Annotated in this window: 14 protein-coding genes and 1 pseudogene; 13 read left to right on the top strand and 2 right to left on the bottom strand. The window is 71.8% G+C overall.

Annotation, left to right across the window (positions count from 1 at the left end; genetic code table 11):
* The first annotated feature begins 259 nt into the window (after positions 1-259).
* From allB to IE107_RS12780, 3 genes are all read left to right on the top strand, one after another.
* A complete protein-coding gene (allB, locus tag IE107_RS12790) occupies positions 260-1,603 on the top strand; it encodes an allantoinase AllB (protein ID WP_189543863.1) in 1,344 nt (447 codons plus the stop codon).
* A gap of 2 nt (positions 1,604-1,605) precedes the next feature.
* Complete coding sequence (gene alc / locus IE107_RS12785) at positions 1,606-2,721, top strand: allantoicase (protein WP_189543862.1); 1,116 nt, start codon at positions 1,606-1,608, stop codon at positions 2,719-2,721.
* A gap of 128 nt (positions 2,722-2,849) precedes the next feature.
* Positions 2,850-3,179: a putative quinol monooxygenase gene (locus IE107_RS12780; protein WP_189543861.1), complete on the top strand. Its 330-nt coding sequence runs from the start codon at positions 2,850-2,852 to the stop codon at positions 3,177-3,179.
* A gap of 23 nt (positions 3,180-3,202) precedes the next feature.
* Here the strand turns inward: IE107_RS12780 and IE107_RS12775 are convergent, their stop codons facing one another.
* The gene (locus IE107_RS12775; RefSeq protein WP_189543860.1) at positions 3,203-3,952 is read right to left on the bottom strand and encodes an SDR family NAD(P)-dependent oxidoreductase; all 750 of its coding nucleotides are present in this window, start codon (positions 3,950-3,952) and stop codon (positions 3,203-3,205) included.
* Positions 3,953-4,192: 240 nt separating this feature from the next.
* On the opposite strand from IE107_RS12775, the pseudogene IE107_RS36085 reads away from it, so the two are divergent.
* From IE107_RS36085 to IE107_RS12760, 4 genes and pseudogenes are all read left to right on the top strand, one after another.
* A pseudogene (locus IE107_RS36085) lies at positions 4,193-4,315 on the top strand (EamA family transporter); the annotation flags it as partial.
* A gap of 99 nt (positions 4,316-4,414) precedes the next feature.
* Positions 4,415-5,638, top strand: coding sequence for a sensor histidine kinase (locus IE107_RS12770; protein ID WP_189543859.1), 1,224 nt, complete (start codon positions 4,415-4,417; stop codon positions 5,636-5,638).
* A gap of 55 nt (positions 5,639-5,693) precedes the next feature.
* Entirely contained in the window at positions 5,694-6,410 is a 717-nt protein-coding gene (locus tag IE107_RS12765; RefSeq protein WP_189543858.1) for a response regulator, read from the top strand.
* Between the two features lie 64 nt (positions 6,411-6,474).
* The gene (locus IE107_RS12760) at positions 6,475-7,671 is read left to right on the top strand and encodes a cytochrome P450 family protein (protein WP_189543857.1); all 1,197 of its coding nucleotides are present in this window, start codon (positions 6,475-6,477) and stop codon (positions 7,669-7,671) included.
* A gap of 123 nt (positions 7,672-7,794) precedes the next feature.
* On the opposite strand, the gene IE107_RS12755 is transcribed toward IE107_RS12760, so the two are convergent.
* Positions 7,795-8,817 (bottom strand): Gfo/Idh/MocA family protein, encoded by a 1,023-nt coding sequence (locus IE107_RS12755; RefSeq protein WP_189543856.1) that lies wholly within the window; start codon positions 8,815-8,817, stop codon positions 7,795-7,797.
* A gap of 137 nt (positions 8,818-8,954) precedes the next feature.
* On the opposite strand from IE107_RS12755, the gene IE107_RS12750 reads away from it, so the two are divergent.
* The 6 genes from IE107_RS12750 to IE107_RS12725 all read left to right on the top strand — a co-directional run bounded on the left by IE107_RS12750 (position 8,955) and on the right by IE107_RS12725 (position 15,198).
* Positions 8,955-9,713: a GntR family transcriptional regulator gene (locus IE107_RS12750; RefSeq protein ID WP_189543855.1), complete on the top strand. Its 759-nt coding sequence runs from the start codon at positions 8,955-8,957 to the stop codon at positions 9,711-9,713.
* Between the two features lie 93 nt (positions 9,714-9,806).
* A complete protein-coding gene (locus tag IE107_RS12745) occupies positions 9,807-10,814 on the top strand; it encodes a sugar ABC transporter substrate-binding protein (protein ID WP_189543854.1) in 1,008 nt (335 codons plus the stop codon).
* Positions 10,815-10,981: 167 nt separating this feature from the next.
* Complete coding sequence (locus IE107_RS12740; RefSeq protein WP_444545015.1) at positions 10,982-11,995, top strand: sugar ABC transporter substrate-binding protein; 1,014 nt, start codon at positions 10,982-10,984, stop codon at positions 11,993-11,995.
* Complete coding sequence (locus IE107_RS12735) at positions 11,992-13,044, top strand: ABC transporter permease (protein WP_189543852.1); 1,053 nt, start codon at positions 11,992-11,994, stop codon at positions 13,042-13,044. Before IE107_RS12740 ends, IE107_RS12735 begins: the two co-directional genes overlap by 4 nt.
* Positions 13,041-13,901 carry an ATP-binding cassette domain-containing protein gene (locus tag IE107_RS12730; RefSeq protein ID WP_189543851.1) on the top strand — a complete coding sequence of 287 codons (861 nt, stop codon included), beginning with the start codon at positions 13,041-13,043 and terminating at the stop codon, positions 13,899-13,901. The genes IE107_RS12735 and IE107_RS12730 overlap by 4 nt, the downstream gene beginning before the upstream one ends.
* Before the next feature lie 133 nt (positions 13,902-14,034).
* Positions 14,035-15,198 (top strand): ROK family glucokinase, encoded by a 1,164-nt coding sequence (locus IE107_RS12725; protein WP_072486134.1) that lies wholly within the window; start codon positions 14,035-14,037, stop codon positions 15,196-15,198.
* Positions 15,199-15,201 lie beyond the last annotated feature (3 nt).

The following is a 15,201-nucleotide window of genomic DNA, read 5'->3' as shown; positions in this document are numbered from 1 at the left end:
CTGGCCGGTCAGAGCCCCTTCGTCCCGGTGTCGGCAGCCGACGGGGCAGTTCTGCGGGGCCACATGTGGCCCCATCTTACGTTCCGCTCTCCGGAATTTTGCTTTTACCTTGCGGATGTCTTCGCGTGCGGGTGCGGGGTGGTCCGTCGGCCGCCGGGCGGGGAGGGTGGGGTCTTGACGGGCCCGAATTCCGAGTGAAGACTCCTTCAACAGTTCGTTGAATTCGTCGGTGTTCGAGAATCCGAAGTGAGGAGCACGGGTGTCCGGTGCGGACGTGAAGCTGGTACTGCGCTCGACGCGTGTGGTCACCCCGGACGGGACGCGCCCCGCAGCAATCGCCGTCGCCGACGGGAGGATCGACGCCGTCCTGCCGTACGACACCGAGGTGCCTTCCGGCTCCCGGCTGGAGGACTTCGGCGACGACGTCCTGCTGCCCGGACTCGTCGACACGCATGTCCATGTGAACGACCCGGGCCGCACGGAGTGGGAAGGCTTCTTCACCGCCACCCGCGCGGCGGCGGCGGGCGGCATCACCACCCTGCTCGACATGCCGCTCAACTCCCTCCCGCCGACCACCACCGTCGACCATCTGCGCACCAAGCAGCAGGTGGCGGCCCCCAAGGCGCACATCGACACCGGCTTCTGGGGCGGTGCGATCCCGTCCAACGCCAAGGACCTGCGGCCGCTGCACGAGGCCGGGGTGTTCGGCTTCAAGTGCTTCCTCTCGCCCTCCGGAGTGGAGGAGTTCCCGGAGCTCGATCAGGAGCAGCTGGCCCGCTCCATGGCGGAGATCGCCGGATTCGGCGGGCTGCTGATCGTGCACGCCGAGGACCCGCGCCACCTGGCCTCCGCCCCGCAGCGCAGCGGCCCCGCGTACGCCGACTTCCTCGCCTCCCGGCCGCGCGACGCCGAGAACACCGCGATCGAAGGGCTGATCGCGCACGCCGGGCGGCTGAACGCCCGCGTCCACGTCCTGCACCTGTCCTCCGGCGACGCCCTGCCGATGATCGCGGCCGCCAAGCGCGAAGGCGTACGGATCACGGTGGAGTCCTGCCCGCACTTCCTCACCCTCACCGCCGAGGAGGTCCCGGACGGCGCCACGGAGTTCAAGTGCTGTCCGCCGATCCGCGAGGCCGCCAACCAGGACACGCTGTGGGAGGGGCTGGCCGACGGGACGATCGACTGCATCGTCTCCGACCACTCGCCGTGCACCACCGACCTCAAGACGCCGGACTTCGCCTCCGCCTGGGGCGGTATCTCCTCTCTCCAGCTCGGACTGCCCGCCATCTGGACCGAGGCCCGGAAGCGCGGTCACTCGCTCGACGACGTCGCCCGCTGGATGTCGGCCGCCCCCGCCGGACTGGCCGGGCTGACCCGGAAGGGCGCCGTCGAGGCCGGCCGGGACGCGGACTTCGCGGTACTCGCCCCCGACGAGACCTTCACCGTCGACCCCGCCGAACTCTTCCACCGCAACCAGGTCACCGCGTACGCCGGAAAGACCCTGTACGGCGTCGTGAAGTCGACCTGGCTGCGCGGCGAACGGATCGCGGCCGACGGCGCGGTCGCCGGACCCACCGGACGACTCCTCGAAAGGAACCAGTGACCATGACGGCGACCGAGCGTTTCACCGGTGACGCGGATCCGTACGGCGGCGGCGACCCGTACGCCGACTACCGCACCGCCGACTTCCCCTTCACCGGTCTCGTCGACCTCGCCGACCGGCGGCTCGGCGCGGGTGTGATCGCCGCCAACGACGAGTTCTTCGCCGAGCGCGAGAACCTGCTCGAACCGGAGCCCGCCGAATTCGACCCCGAGCGCTTCGGCCACAAGGGCAAGATCATGGACGGCTGGGAGACCCGGCGCCGCCGCGGTGCGAGCGCGGACCTGCCGCACCCGGCGGACGAGGACCACGACTGGGCGCTGGTACGGCTCGGCGCGCCCGGAATCGTCCGCGGCATCATCGTCGACACCGCCCACTTCCGCGGCAACTACCCGCAGGCGGTCTCCGTCGAGGCGGCCTGCGTGCCCGGCTCGCCGTCGCCCGAAGAACTCCTCGCGCCCGAGGTCGAGTGGACAACGCTCATACCCCGTACGGCCGTTGGCGGACACGCGGCCAACGGCTTCGTGGTCGCGGCCGAGCGGCGCTTCACCCATCTGCGGGTGAACCAGCACCCCGACGGCGGGATGGCCCGCCTCCGGGTGTACGGCGAGGTCACCCCCGACCCCGCCTGGCTGGTCGCCCTCGGCACCTTCGACCTGGTCGCCCTGGAGAACGGCGGCACGGTGGAGGACGCCTCCGACCGCTTCTACTCCCCGGCCACCAACACCATCCGGCCCGGCCGGTCCCGCAAGATGGACGACGGCTGGGAGACCCGCCGCCGGCGCGACCGGGGCAACGACTGGATCCGCTACCGGCTCGTCGAACAGGCGGAGATCCGCGCCGTCGAGATCGACACAGCGTATCTGAAGGGAAACGCGGCGGGCTGGGCGAGCCTCTGGGCCCGCGACGGCGAGAGCGGGGGCTGGACCGAGGTGCTGCCCAGGACCCGGCTGCAGCCCGACACCAACCACCGCTTCGTCCTGCCGGAGGCCGTCCGGGCCACGCACATCCGGATCGACATCTTCCCGGACGGCGGAATCTCCCGGCTGCGGCTGTTCGGCTCGCCGACCGAGGAGGGTGCCGCACGGCTGACGGCCCGCCACCGCGAGCTGGGAGGCTGAGGGCCGTCCCGCCCCTGGCCTGCCGGCCGCGTCGGACCCGGGCCCGGACGAGGAGTCCGAAGCCGGGTCCGAAGCCATCCGGGTGTGCCCGATGAGTCCTCGTCCAGGGCATATGCGACCCTTGACGCATGATCTTCATCGCCGTCAAGTTCACCGTCCGAAGCGAAGAGCGCGACAACTGGCTCCCGGCCGTCGAGCCCTTCACCCTCGCCACCCGGCAGGAGCCGGGCAACCTCTTCTTCGAGTGGTCGTACAGCGTCGAGAACCCCGACCAGTTCGTCCTGCTGGAGGCCTTCGCCTCCCCCGAGGCCGGTGAGGCCCATGTGAAGTCCGAGCACTTCGCCTCGGCCATGGACCTGATGGCGGATCTCGTCGCCCAGACCCCGGAGATCATCAACGTCGAGGTGCCGGGCGAGGGTTGGTCCCGGATGGCGGAGGTCACCCCGCGCCCGCGGTGACGCCGGGGCCGCGACAGGCCCGGTCAGGCCGCGTGGCCGCCGTCCACCACCACCTCCGTACCGGTGATGTACGCCGCTTCGGCACTGGCCAAGTAGGTGATGAGCGAGGCCACTTCGGCCGCGGTGCCGAACCGGTCCAGGGCGGTCGCCGAGCGCTGGCCGGCGGCGAACGGGCCGTCGGCCGGGTTGAGATCCGTGTCGACCGGGCCGGGCTGCACCAGATTGACGGTGATGCCGCGCGGGCCGAGCTCACGGGCGAGCGGCTTGGTGAGACCGGCCAGCGCCGACTTGCTCATCGCGTAGAGCGTGGAGCCGGGACCGCCCGCGTGCCGGCTCAGGGCCGTACCGACGGAGACGATGCGGCCGCCGTGCTCCATCAGCCCCGCCGCCGCGCGGCAGGCCAGGAACACCGCCCGCACATTGACCGCGAGCACCCGGTCCACATCGGCGGGGGTGAGGGTGTCGATGGGCCCGAGGACGCCGATGCCCGCGTTGTTGACCAGGATGTCCAGCCGGCCGAGCACGTCCACGGCCCCGGTCACGGCCGCCGGGACCGCCTCCGGGTCGGCCGAGTCCACCCGCAGGGCGATGCCGCGCCGGCCGTACGAGCGGATCTTCCCGACGACCGCCAGCGCCGCCGCCTCGTCCTGTACGTACGTCAGTGCCACATCGACGCCGTCCCGGGCGAGCCGCAGGGCGGTCGCGGCGCCGATGCCCCGGCTGCCCCCGGTGACGAGTGCGGTCCGGGCCGTGCCGGTGGTGGTGCTGTTCATGATGAAGTCCTCGCAGGTCGGTGCTTTTCGTCCGGCGCTCCGACATGCGTCGTGCGCCTCGGCACGGACAAGGAAAGCCCTTCCGCCCGGCCGTCACCGGCGGGAAACGGACGCCGACGCGGGGCTCCGTCCGGGGCCGGACCGATGGGGCGCGGGAGACCCCGAGCGGCGCCTGCATCCACACCTGTCGGCCCGCGCAAGTCGGTGCAGGGGCGGACCCGCTGTCGCTGACCACGCTTCAGCTCGACAGCTCGACAGCTCGACAGCTCGGTCGCCGTCTTCGCCGTGCTCGCGGCCCTGCCCGGCACCGGGGAGGCGCCGTGGACCGTGGCCGCGGGATTCGGCGTCCGGGAGTGGGGTGGGCGCGGCCCCGGCGTCCGAAAGTCTCGTGTTCCACGACTTTGGTCGCCCGACGCGTCCGTGCGGCCGGGGCCACGCGCCCGGCCTGGGTAGTTTTGTGGCATGACGCGTACGGAGTACCGCTGGCTGCTGCCCTCGGCGATGGCCGACCCCGAGCTGCCCGGCGACCGGTGCGGCCGCTCCCGGCGCACCGTGCGGGACTGGGCCGTCGATCTCACCGCCTTCCTCTGCGCGGCCCTGATCGGCATGCTCACGGCGGCCGCGATCGAGGCCGACCCCACCACCCCCGACAGCGTTCTCTTCGCCGACGTCGTGATCGGTGCCCTGGCCTGCTGTGCCCTGTGGGTGCGGCGGCGGTGGCCGGTCGGCGTCGCGGTGGCCCTGGTCCTGACCTCCGCGGTCGAGCCGGTCTCCGCGGGGGCCATGCTCGTGGCGCTGTTCGGCGTGGCCGTGCACCGCCCGTTCCGGCCCGTGGCGGCCGTCGGGGCGCTCGCCCTGGCCCTCGCCCCCGTACAGCCGTACCTTCGCCCCGATCCGGAGACCTCGTTCACCGGGGCCACGGTCGTCGGAGTGCTGCTGCCGCTGCTGGTGATCAGCTGGGGCATGGTCGTACGGTCCAGGCGCCAGCTCGTCCTCACCCTGCGCGAGCGGGCCCGCCGGGCCGAGACCGAGGCGGAGCTCCGCGCCGAGCAGGCCCAGCGGCTGGCCCGCGAGGCCATCGCCCGCGAGATGCACGACGTACTCGCCCACCGGCTGACCCTGCTCAGCGTCCACGCCGGAGCCCTCGAATTCCGCCCCGACGCACCCACCACTGAGGTGGCCCGCGCGGCCGGGGTCATCCGGGACAGCGCGCACGAGGCGCTCCAGGACCTCCGCGAGATCATCGGAGTCCTGCGCAGCCCCGGCGAGAGCGACGGCGACCGGCCGCAGCCCACCCTCGCCACCCTGGAGTCGCTGATCTCCGAGTCCCGGTCGGCCGGCATGAAGGTCATCCTCGACAACCGCGTCACCGACCCCGCCGCGGTTCTGGCCGCCACCGGCCGCACCGTCTACCGCATCGCCCAGGAGGGCCTGACCAACGCCCGCAAGCACGCACCCGGCGCCGAGGTCACCGTCACGGTCACCGGCGCCCGGGGCGAAGGGCTCACCGTCGAGGTGTGCAATCCGGCGCCCACCGAACCCTTTGAGCAGGTCCCCGGTTCCGGCCAGGGGCTCATCGGCCTCACGGAGCGCGCCGCTCTGGCCGGGGGCAGCCTCGACCACGGGCCGCGACCGGACGGCGGCTTCCGCATCCGGGCCTCACTGCCGTGGCCGGACAGGCCCTGACCCTCCCACCGGCCCCCGGCCCCTGAGGCGTCCGGGCCTGACTACGGTTGTCGTCATGACCACCCCCGCCCCGATGGATCCCGCGGCACCGCCCGTCCGGCTGCTGATCGTCGACGACGACCCGCTCGTACGGGCCGGCCTCGCCCTGATGCTCGGCGGTGCCGACGACATCGAGATCGTGGGGGAGGGGGCGAACGGCACTCAGGCCGCGGAGCTCGTCGACCGGCTGCGCCCCGACGTGGTGCTGATGGACATCCGGATGCCGGGCATGGACGGGCTGACCGCGACCGAGTCCCTGCGCGGCCGCCCCGGCGCCCCGGAGGTCATCGTCCTGACGACGTTCCACGCCGACGAACAGGTGCTGCGGGCCATCCGCGCCGGGGCGGCCGGGTTCGTACTGAAGGACACCCCGCCCGCGCAGATCGTCGACGCGGTGCGACAGGTGGCGGCCGGCGATCCGGTGCTCTCGCCGGCGGTGACACGCCGGCTGATGGTCCGCGCCGCCGGGACCGGCCCCCGCGACGACCGGGCGGACCGGGCACGGCAGCGGATCGCCGTGCTCGCGGAACGGGAACGCGAGGTCGCGATCGCCGTGGCGCGCGGCCGTTCCAATGCCGAGATCGCCGCGACGCTCTATCTCAGCGTGGCGACCGTGAAGACGCAGGTGTCCCGGATCCTGGCCAGATTCGGCTTCAACAACCGTGTCCAGATCGCGCTGTTGGTGCACGACGCGGGCCTGCTCGACGACGACGGCGCGGAGCCGGCGACATAGGGTGAACCGGCCGGGTCCTGAGCGATCCGGCCGAACGAGCCGTCAGACCGGGAGGGGCGATCCCATGTCCGATGCCAGTGGCCGTGCCGAGGTCGATGTCGATCTGCGCGGGTTCGCGGACTTCACCGCGAACCCGTATCCGTACTACGAGAAGCTGCGCGCCGCGGGTCCGGTGCACACCGTGCGCACCGAGGAGTTCGAGCGCGTCTGGCTGGTGGTGGGGTACGAGGAGGCCCGCGCGACCCTTGCCGACCCGCGGTTCGCCAAGGACTGGCGGGGCCTGCCGGGCGCACCCGCCGAGAGCGACCCCATCTTCCTCAACATGCTGGAGCTGGACGCGCCCCATCACACCCGGCTGCGCAAGCTCGTCGCCCGGGAGTTCACCGCCCGCCGGGTCGAGGCCCTGCGCCCACGCGTCCAGCAGATCACCGACGAACTCCTCGACGCGATGGTGCCCGCCGGGCGCGCCGACCTCGTCGACGCGCTCGCCTTCCCGCTGCCGATGACCGTCATCTGCGAGCTGATCGGTGTGCCGGACCTGGACCGCGGCGCCTTCCGCCGGCTGTCCAACGGTGTCGTCACCCCCGCCTCGCCGGAGCAGGAGTTCGAGGCGGTGCGCGCCATGAACGAGTACCTGCGCGAACTCATCGAGGACAAGCGGTGCTCACCCGGCGACGACCTGATGAGCGCTCTGGTCAGGACCCGCGACGAGGAGGGCGACGGTCTGTCCCCCGACGAGCTGGTCGGCATGGCCTTCCTGTTGCTGGTGGCCGGCCACGAGACCACGGTCAACCTGATCGGCAACGGGGTACGGGCGCTGCTCGACCACCCCGGCCAGCTGGCGGCCCTGCGGGACGACCCGGAGCTGATCGGCGGTGCGGTCGAGGAGATGCTGCGCTACGACGGGCCGGTGGAGAACGCCACGTTCCGCTACCCCCGCGAGCAGGTCGAGATCGGACAGCGGGTCATTCCGGCGGGCGCCCCGGTCCTGGTGTCCCTGGCGGGCGCCGACCGGGACGGCGGCCGCTATCCGGAACCGGACACCTTCGACATCCGCCGCGATGCCCAGGGGCACGTGGCCTTCGGCCACGGCGTCCACTTCTGCGTGGGTGCGCCGCTGGCCCGCCTGGAGGGCCGGATCGCGATCGGCACGCTGCTGGAGCGGTGCCCCGCCCTCGCCCTGGACGCGACGGCCGGAGAGCTGGACTGGATTCCCGGCATGCTGATGCGCGGGGTGCGCGGGCTGCCCGTCCGCTGGTGAGCCAAGGGGCTCCGCCTCGCCCACGCCCAGGATCTTTCGTTCGATCAGGCCGGGCTCGCGGGGTCCGGCATGATCCAAACGAAAGACCCTGGGCCGCGCGCAGTGCCCACCGCCGGGCACGGCCTAACCGACGGGCTGCGCCGCGCCGTCGGCGATCTCCGCGATCGTCACGGGGCGGCGCTCCCGGCGCGACACCTCGCACGCCTCCGCGATCAGCAGCGCGAACCACGCCTCCCGACCGTCGCACGGATTGGGCAGCTCGCCCCGCACCACCCGTACGAAGGCGTCCAGTTCGGCCTCGTACGCCGGGGCGAACCGTTCCAGGAAACCGGGCCAGGGGCCGACGGGGGCCGGCGGGCCCTGGGGTTCGGCCGAGGTGATCGGCGTGCGGCCGTCCAGGCCGACCGTGATCTGGTCCAGCTCGCCCGCCAGCTCCATCCGCACGTCGTAGCCGGCGCCGTTGCAGCGGGTGGCCGCCGCGGTGGCCAGGGTGCCGTCGTCGAGGGTCAGCAGGACCGCCGCCGTGTCCACGTCGCCCGCCGCCCGGAACATCCCGGGCCCGGCATCCGACCCGGCGGCGTACACCTCCGTCACCTCACGGCCCGTCACCCACCGCAGCATGTCGAAGTCATGGACCAGGCAGTCCCGGTACAACCCCCCGGAGAGCGGGAGATACGCGGCGGGCGGCGGGGCGGGGTCCATCGTCACCGCCCGCACGGAGTGCAGCCTGCCCAGCGCGCCGGACCGCACGGCCGCGCGGGCCGCCCGGAATCCCGCGTCGAACCGGCGCATGAAGCCCAGTTGCAGCACGCTCCCGGCCCGGTCGACCTCGCGCAGCGCGCCCAGGGTCCCGGACAGGTCCAGGGCGATCGGCTTCTCGCAGAACGCCGGGAGCCCCGCCCGTGCCGCCCGGCCGATCAGCTCCGCGTGCGCCGAGGTGGCCGAGGCGATCACCACGGCGTCCACACCCGCGCCGAACACCTCGGCCGTGCCCGGGAGGGCCGTCGCGCCGGTGGCCCGCGCGACCTCGGCGGCCCGCGCCGCATCGGTGTCCGTCACCACCAGGGCGTCCACCTCGGGATGGCGGGCCAGCACGCCCGCGTGGAAGGAACCGATCCGGCCGGTGCCGATGAGTCCGATACGCATGGACCCAACGTGCCGCCCGTCGGCTGCGCTGTCAACCATATGTCCTGACAAGGTGTGGCTTGTTTGTTGGTCCTGCTGTCCGGACAACAGGACGACCGGACTACCGGAAGTTCTGACGTGAGGGTTACCCTCCACGCGTGCCGAAACCCACCACCGACCCCGCCGCACTTGAACTCGGCGTGGACCGCACCAGCCCGATCCCGCTCTACTTCCAGCTGGCCCAGCAGCTGGAAGCGGCCGTCGAAGAGGGCCGGCTCGCCCCCGGCAGCCTCCTCGGCAACGAGATCGAGCTCGCGGCCCGGCTCGGCCTGTCCCGGCCCACGGTCCGCCAGGCCATCCAGTCACTGGTCGACAAGGGACTGATGGTCCGCCGCCGCGGCGTGGGCACCCAGGTCGTGCACAGCACGGTCCGGCGCCCGCTCGAACTGAGCAGCCTCTACGACGACCTGGAGGCCGCGGGCGGGCACCCCGCGACCCGTGTCCTGCGCAACACCGTCGAGCCCGCCGGCCCCGAGGTGGCCGAAGCCCTGGCGGTCGCCGAAGGCACCGGCGTACACCTCGTGGAGCGGCTGCGGTACGCCCACGGCGAGCCGCTGGCACTGCTGCGCAACCATCTGCCGCCCGGGATCGTCGACCTGGACACCGAACGGCTGGAGGCCACCGGCCTGTACCGGCTGCTGCGCGGCGCCGGGATCACCCTGCACAGCGCCCGCCAGACCGTCGGCGCCCGGCTCGCCACCGCCGACGAGGCGGCCGGGCTCGCCGAGGCGGAGGGCGCCGCCCTGCTGACGATGGAGCGCACCACCTTCGACGACACCGGACGGGCCGTCGAGTTCGGCTCCCACATCTACCGGGCCTCGCGCTACAGCTTCGACTTCCAGCTGCTCGTACGGTGACGACGGCCGCACGGCCCCGTTGACGTCTCGTACGCCCACCGCTAGAACTCCTCCAGCCGCACTCGGGCGGCCGGGAGAGAAGGCGGACCCACCATGCGTACCTCTCGCAAGGCAGCAACCCTGATCACCGTCGCGGCCCTCGGAATCGGTATCGCCGTCTCCGGCTGCAGCGGCTCCGGCGGCCGCAGCGCCGAGGAGAAGCCGGCGGGCACGAGCGGTGGCGCGGGCGTCGCCACCACACCCCGGATGAAGATCGCGATGGTCACGCACTCGGGGGAGGGCGACACCTTCTGGGACATCGTGCAGAGCGGCGCGGAACAGGCGGCTGCCAAGGACAACGCCGAGTTCCTGTACTCGGCGGACAAGGAGGGCAAGGAACAGGCCCAGCTGGTGCAGGCCGCCATCGACCAGAAGGTCGACGGGCTGATCGTCACCCTCGCCAAACCGGAAGCCGTCGAGGACGTCGTCGCCAAGGCCGTGAAGGCCGGCATACCCGTGGTGACCATCAACTCGGGCGCGCGGTTCTCCGAGCGGCTCGGCGCCCTCGGTCACATCGGCCAGGACGAGAAGGTCGCGGGCGAGGCCGTCGGCGAGGAGCTCGACGCACGGGGCCGCAAGAAGGCCCTCTGCGTCATCCACGAGCAGGGCAACGTCTCGCTGGAGGAGCGCTGCGCCGGGGTGCGCAAGACCTTCGGCGGCCGGGTCGAGAACCTCGACGTCGACGGCACCAACATGCCGGCCTCCACCTCTTCCATCGAGGCGAAGCTCCAGGCCGACAGGGACATCGACGCGATCGTCACCCTCGGCGCCCCCTTCGCCGCCGCCTCCGTCAAGGCCAAGGACGGCTCCGGCAGTACGGCGGAGGTCGACACCTTCGATCTGAACGCCGAGGTCGTCAAGCGGTTGAAGGCCCACGAGGTCGGCTTCGCCGTCGACCAGCAGCCGTATCTCCAGGGCTACCTCGCCGTCGACGAGCTGTGGCTGAACCGGACCAACGGCAACGTCATCGGCGGCGGAAAGCCGGTGCTCACCGGCCCGGCGATCGTCACCGCGAAGGACGTGCCGCAGCTGGAGAAGTACACCGCGCGCGGCACCCGGTGAACCGCCCGCACATCGCGGTGCGCACCCGGTGCCGGTACACGGCTCCCGCCCCTGCCGGGCGGCGCCGCCGACCGCTCGGGGATACTTGGCCAGCCGGGCCGGGTGTGCAGCACCACCCCCGGCCACTCCAAGCAGCACAGCGAGCAGCACAAGAAGGGCACGGCGTCGTGGCAAGGGTTCGGACAGGGGTACGTGCGATGGGCGCCGTGCTTGCGGCGGTGCTCGGGGCCTCCCTCGTGGGATGCAGCAGCACCGGTGGCAAGCGGGCGGAGGAACGCGCGGCCCGCGCCGCCGCCGAGGGCCGGGCCGCCGTGGACACGCCCCGCTGGACCTTCGCCATGGTCACCCACTCGGGCGACGGGGACACCTTCTGGGACATCGTCCAGCGCGGTGCCGAGCAGGCGGCCGTCAAGGACAACATCAAGTTCCTGTACTCGCACAACGACGAGGCACAGCAGCAGGCCCAGCTGGTGCAGGCCGCCATCGACCAGAAGGTCGACGGGCTGATCGTCACCCTCGCCAAGCCCGACGCCATGAAGGACGTCGTGACCAAGGCCACCAAGGCCGGAATCCCGGTGATCACGGTGAACTCGGGCTCTGCGGAGTCCAAGCGGTTCGGCGCACTCACCCACATCGGCCAGGACGAGTCCATCGCGGGCGAGGCGGTCGGCGAGGAGCTCAACGCGCGGGGCCGCAAGAAGGCGCTCTGCATCCTGCACGAGCAGGGCAACGTCGGCCACGAGCAGCGCTGTGCCGGAGCGAAGAAGACCTTCGACGGGCAGATGCAGAACCTCTACGTCGAGGGCACCAACATGCCCGACGTCCAGGCGTCCATCGAGGCCAAGCTCCAGGCCGACAAGAACATCGACGCGGTCGTCACCCTCGGCGCGCCCTTCGCGGACGCCGCCGTCAAGGCGAAGAAGACCGCGGGCAGCAAGGCCGAGATCGACACCTTCGACCTGAACGCCAAGGTCGCCACGGCCCTCCAGGACAAGACCCTCGGCTTCGCCGTCGACCAGCAGCCCTACCTCCAGGGGTACGAGGCGGTCGACCTGCTCTGGCTCCACCGCTACAACGGCAATGTGCTCGGCGGCGGCCGCCCGGTCCTCACCGGACCCCAGATCATCACCGCCGAGGACGCCGCCGAACTCGCCCAGTACACGAAGCGGGGGACCCGATGAGCACGATCGCCGGACCGTCCGCCCCGGCCGGGGCCGACGAGCGGCTGATGCGCACCTCACCGCTGCGCAGGCTGCTCGGCCGCCCCGAGCTCGGCTCGGTGGTCGGTGCCGCGGCCGTCTTCGTCTTCTTCTCGATCGTCGCCGACAGCTTCCTGCGCGCCTCCAGCCTCGGCACCGTCCTGTACGCGGCCTCGACGATCGGGATCATGGCCGCCCCGGTGGCGCTGCTGATGATCGGCGGCGAGTTCGACCTCTCCGCCGGTGTGCTGGTCACCAGCTCCGCGCTGATCTCGTCGATGTTCAGCTACCAGATGACGGCCAACGTCTGGGTCGGTGTCTTCGTGTCGTTGCTGGTCACCCTGGCCATCGGCGCCTTCAACGGCTTCATGCTGACCCGCACGAAACTGCCGAGCTTCATCATCACGCTCGGTACGTTCCTGATGCTGACCGGCCTCAATCTGGGCTTCACCAAGCTGATCAGCGGGACCGTGTCCACCAAGGCCATCGGCGACATGGAGGGCTTCGACTCGGCCCGCAAGGTCTTCGCCTCGCAGTGGACCATCGGCGGTGTCGAGTTCAAGGTCACCATCCTGTGGTGGGCGGTACTCGTCGCGATCGCCACCTGGATCCTGCTCCGCACCCGCTTCGGCAACTGGATCTTCGCGGTCGGCGGCGAGGCCGACGCGGCCCGCGCGGTCGGCGTCCCGGTGATCCGCACCAAGATCGGGCTCTACCTCGGGGTCGCCTTCGCCGCCTGGGTCTCCGGCCAGCACCTGTTGTTCTCGTTCGACGTGGTGCAGTCCGGCGAGGGCGTCGGCAACGAACTGATCTACATCATCGCGGCCGTCATCGGCGGCTGTCTGATCACCGGCGGCTACGGCTCCGCGATCGGCTCCGCGGTCGGTGCCTTCATCTTCGGTATGACCAGCAAGGGCATCGTGTACGCGGAGTGGAACCCGGACTGGTTCAAGTTCTTCCTCGGAGCCATGCTGCTCCTGGCCACCCTGCTCAACGCATGGGTTCGCAAGCGCGCGGAGGCGACGAAATGACGGCCCCCAAGGCACCGGCCGGACAGGAGGCGCCTCACCGGGCGCTCGTCGAGCTGGACCACGTCAGCAAGTACTACGGCAACATCAAGGCCCTGACGGACGTCTCGCTGGAGGTCCACGCGGGCGAGATCTCCTGTGTGCTCGGCGACAACGGTGCCGGCAAGTCCACCCTGATCAAGATCATCGCCGGGCTGCACCGGCACGACGCGGGGACCTTCCTCATCGACGGCGAGGAGACCACCCTCGTCAACCCGCGCGACGCCCTGGACCGCGGCATCGCCACGGTCTACCAGGACCTGGCCGTCGTCCCCCTGATGCCGGTCTGGCGGAACTTCTTCCTCGGTTCCGAGCCGACCACCGGCGCCGGCCCCTTCAAGCGCCTCGACGTACGGCTGATGCGCGAGACCACCCGCTCCGAGCTGCTGCGCATGGGCATCGACCTGCGCGACGTCGACCAGCCGATCGGCACCCTCTCCGGCGGCGAGCGCCAGTGCGTCGCCATCGCGCGGGCCGTCTACTTCGGCGCCAAGGTCCTCGTCCTGGACGAGCCCACCGCCGCGCTCGGCGTCAAGCAGTCCGGGGTCGTGCTGAAGTACGTCGCGGCCGCCCGCGACGCGGGTCTCGGCGTGGTCCTCATCACGCACAACCCGCACCACGCGTATCTCGTCGGTGACCGATTCGTGCTCCTGAAGCGCGGCGCGATGTCCGGCAGCCACACCCGGGCGAGCATCACGCTGGACGAGCTGACCCGCCAGATGGCGGGCGGCAGCGAGCTGGAGGAGCTCAGCCACGAGCTGGAACGGGCCCCCGCACCGACGCATCTCGGCGGTCACCCGGTCCCCGGCAAGGCCGAGTAGCCCCGGGCCGGGACCGGCCCCGTACCCACCGGTGCGCCAGCCCCGGTGCCCCGGCAGTGGCAGAATCGAGCCCGACGGGCGCAGTCCGCCGCCGGGAGCACCGCCCCCGGCTCCCCCAGACCCCGCAGGGACGATGAGCACGTACCGCGACTTCACACACCGCGGCTCCGCCCGCGCCACCGTCCTGCGGACCGTGGGCACCCGGGAGCGGCGCTCGCACCTCACGGCCCCGCGGGTACCCACCGTCGGCATCGACATCGGCGGTACGAAGGTGATGGCGGGCGTCGTCGACGCCGACGGCAACATCCTGGAACAGCTGCGCACCGAGACGCCGGACAAGTCCAAGAGCCCCAAGGTCGTCGAGGACACCATCGTCGAGCTGGTCCTGGACCTCTCCGACCGGCACGATGTGCACGCCGTCGGCATCGGGGCGGCCGGCTGGGTCGACGCGGACCGTTCCAAGGTGCTCTTCGCCCCGCACCTCGCCTGGCGCGACGAACCGCTGCGCGACGCCCTCGCCTCACGCCTCGTGGTCCCCGTCATGGTCGACAACGACGCCAACACCGCCGCCTGGGCCGAGTGGCGCTTCGGCGCCGGCCGCGGCGAGGACCACCTCGTCATGATCACGCTCGGCACCGGCATCGGCGGCGCGATCCTGGAGGACGGCCAGGTCAAGCGCGGCAAGTACGGCGTCGCCGGTGAGTTCGGCCACATGCAGGTGGTGCCCGGCGGCCACCGCTGCCCCTGCGGGAACCGCGGCTGCTGGGAGCAGTACAGCTCCGGCAACGCGCTCGTCCGGGAGGCCAAGGAGCTGGCCGCCGCGGACTCCCCGGTGGCCCACGGGATCATCGAGCGGGTCAAGGGCAACATCCCCGACATCACCGGGCCGCTCATCACCGAACTGGCCCGCGAGGGCGACGCGATGTGCGTCGAGCTGCTCCAGGACATCGGTCAGTGGCTCGGCGTGGGCATCGCCAACCTGGCCGCCGCGCTCGACCCCTCCTGCTTCGTCATCGGGGGCGGGGTCAGCGCCGCCGACGACCTGCTCATCGGTCCCGCCAGGGATGCCTTCAAGCGCCATCTCACCGGCCGCGGTTACCGGCCCGAGGCCCGGATCGCCAAGGCACAGCTCGGCCCGGAGGCGGGTATGGTCGGCGCCGCGGACCTGGCCCGGCTGGTGGCCCGCAGATTCCGCCGTACCAACCGCCGCCGGGTCGAGCGGTACGAGCGGTACGCCCAGATCTACGACCAGGCCGCGAGCACCATCCGCAATACGCGCAACACCCGCACCTCCTAGGGA

Source organism: Streptomyces gelaticus (genome assembly GCF_014649535.1).
Classification (GTDB): Bacteria; Actinomycetota; Actinomycetes; order Streptomycetales; family Streptomycetaceae; genus Streptomyces; species Streptomyces gelaticus.
Note: the sequence above shows the minus strand (reverse complement) of the source record. Positions and strands in the feature narration are given on the sequence as shown.

What these genes read in the sequence shown, in the direction of transcription:
- alc (WP_189543862.1), top strand. Translation starts at nt 1,606, where the DNA reads ATGACGGCGACCGAGCGTTTCACCGGTGACGCGGATCCGTACGGCGGC.
- IE107_RS12780 (WP_189543861.1), top strand. Translation starts at nt 2,850, where the DNA reads ATGATCTTCATCGCCGTCAAGTTCACCGTCCGAAGCGAAGAGCGCGAC.
- IE107_RS12775 (WP_189543860.1), bottom strand. Translation starts at nt 3,952, where the DNA reads ATGAACAGCACCACCACCGGCACGGCCCGGACCGCACTCGTCACCGGG.
- IE107_RS12770 (WP_189543859.1), top strand. Translation starts at nt 4,415, where the DNA reads ATGACGCGTACGGAGTACCGCTGGCTGCTGCCCTCGGCGATGGCCGAC.
- IE107_RS12765 (WP_189543858.1), top strand. Translation starts at nt 5,694, where the DNA reads ATGACCACCCCCGCCCCGATGGATCCCGCGGCACCGCCCGTCCGGCTG.
- IE107_RS12760 (WP_189543857.1), top strand. Translation starts at nt 6,475, where the DNA reads ATGTCCGATGCCAGTGGCCGTGCCGAGGTCGATGTCGATCTGCGCGGG.
- IE107_RS12755 (WP_189543856.1), bottom strand. Translation starts at nt 8,817, where the DNA reads ATGCGTATCGGACTCATCGGCACCGGCCGGATCGGTTCCTTCCACGCG.
- IE107_RS12745 (WP_189543854.1), top strand. Translation starts at nt 9,807, where the DNA reads ATGCGTACCTCTCGCAAGGCAGCAACCCTGATCACCGTCGCGGCCCTC.
- IE107_RS12735 (WP_189543852.1), top strand. Translation starts at nt 11,992, where the DNA reads ATGAGCACGATCGCCGGACCGTCCGCCCCGGCCGGGGCCGACGAGCGG.
- IE107_RS12730 (WP_189543851.1), top strand. Translation starts at nt 13,041, where the DNA reads ATGACGGCCCCCAAGGCACCGGCCGGACAGGAGGCGCCTCACCGGGCG.
- IE107_RS12725 (WP_072486134.1), top strand. Translation starts at nt 14,035, where the DNA reads ATGAGCACGTACCGCGACTTCACACACCGCGGCTCCGCCCGCGCCACC.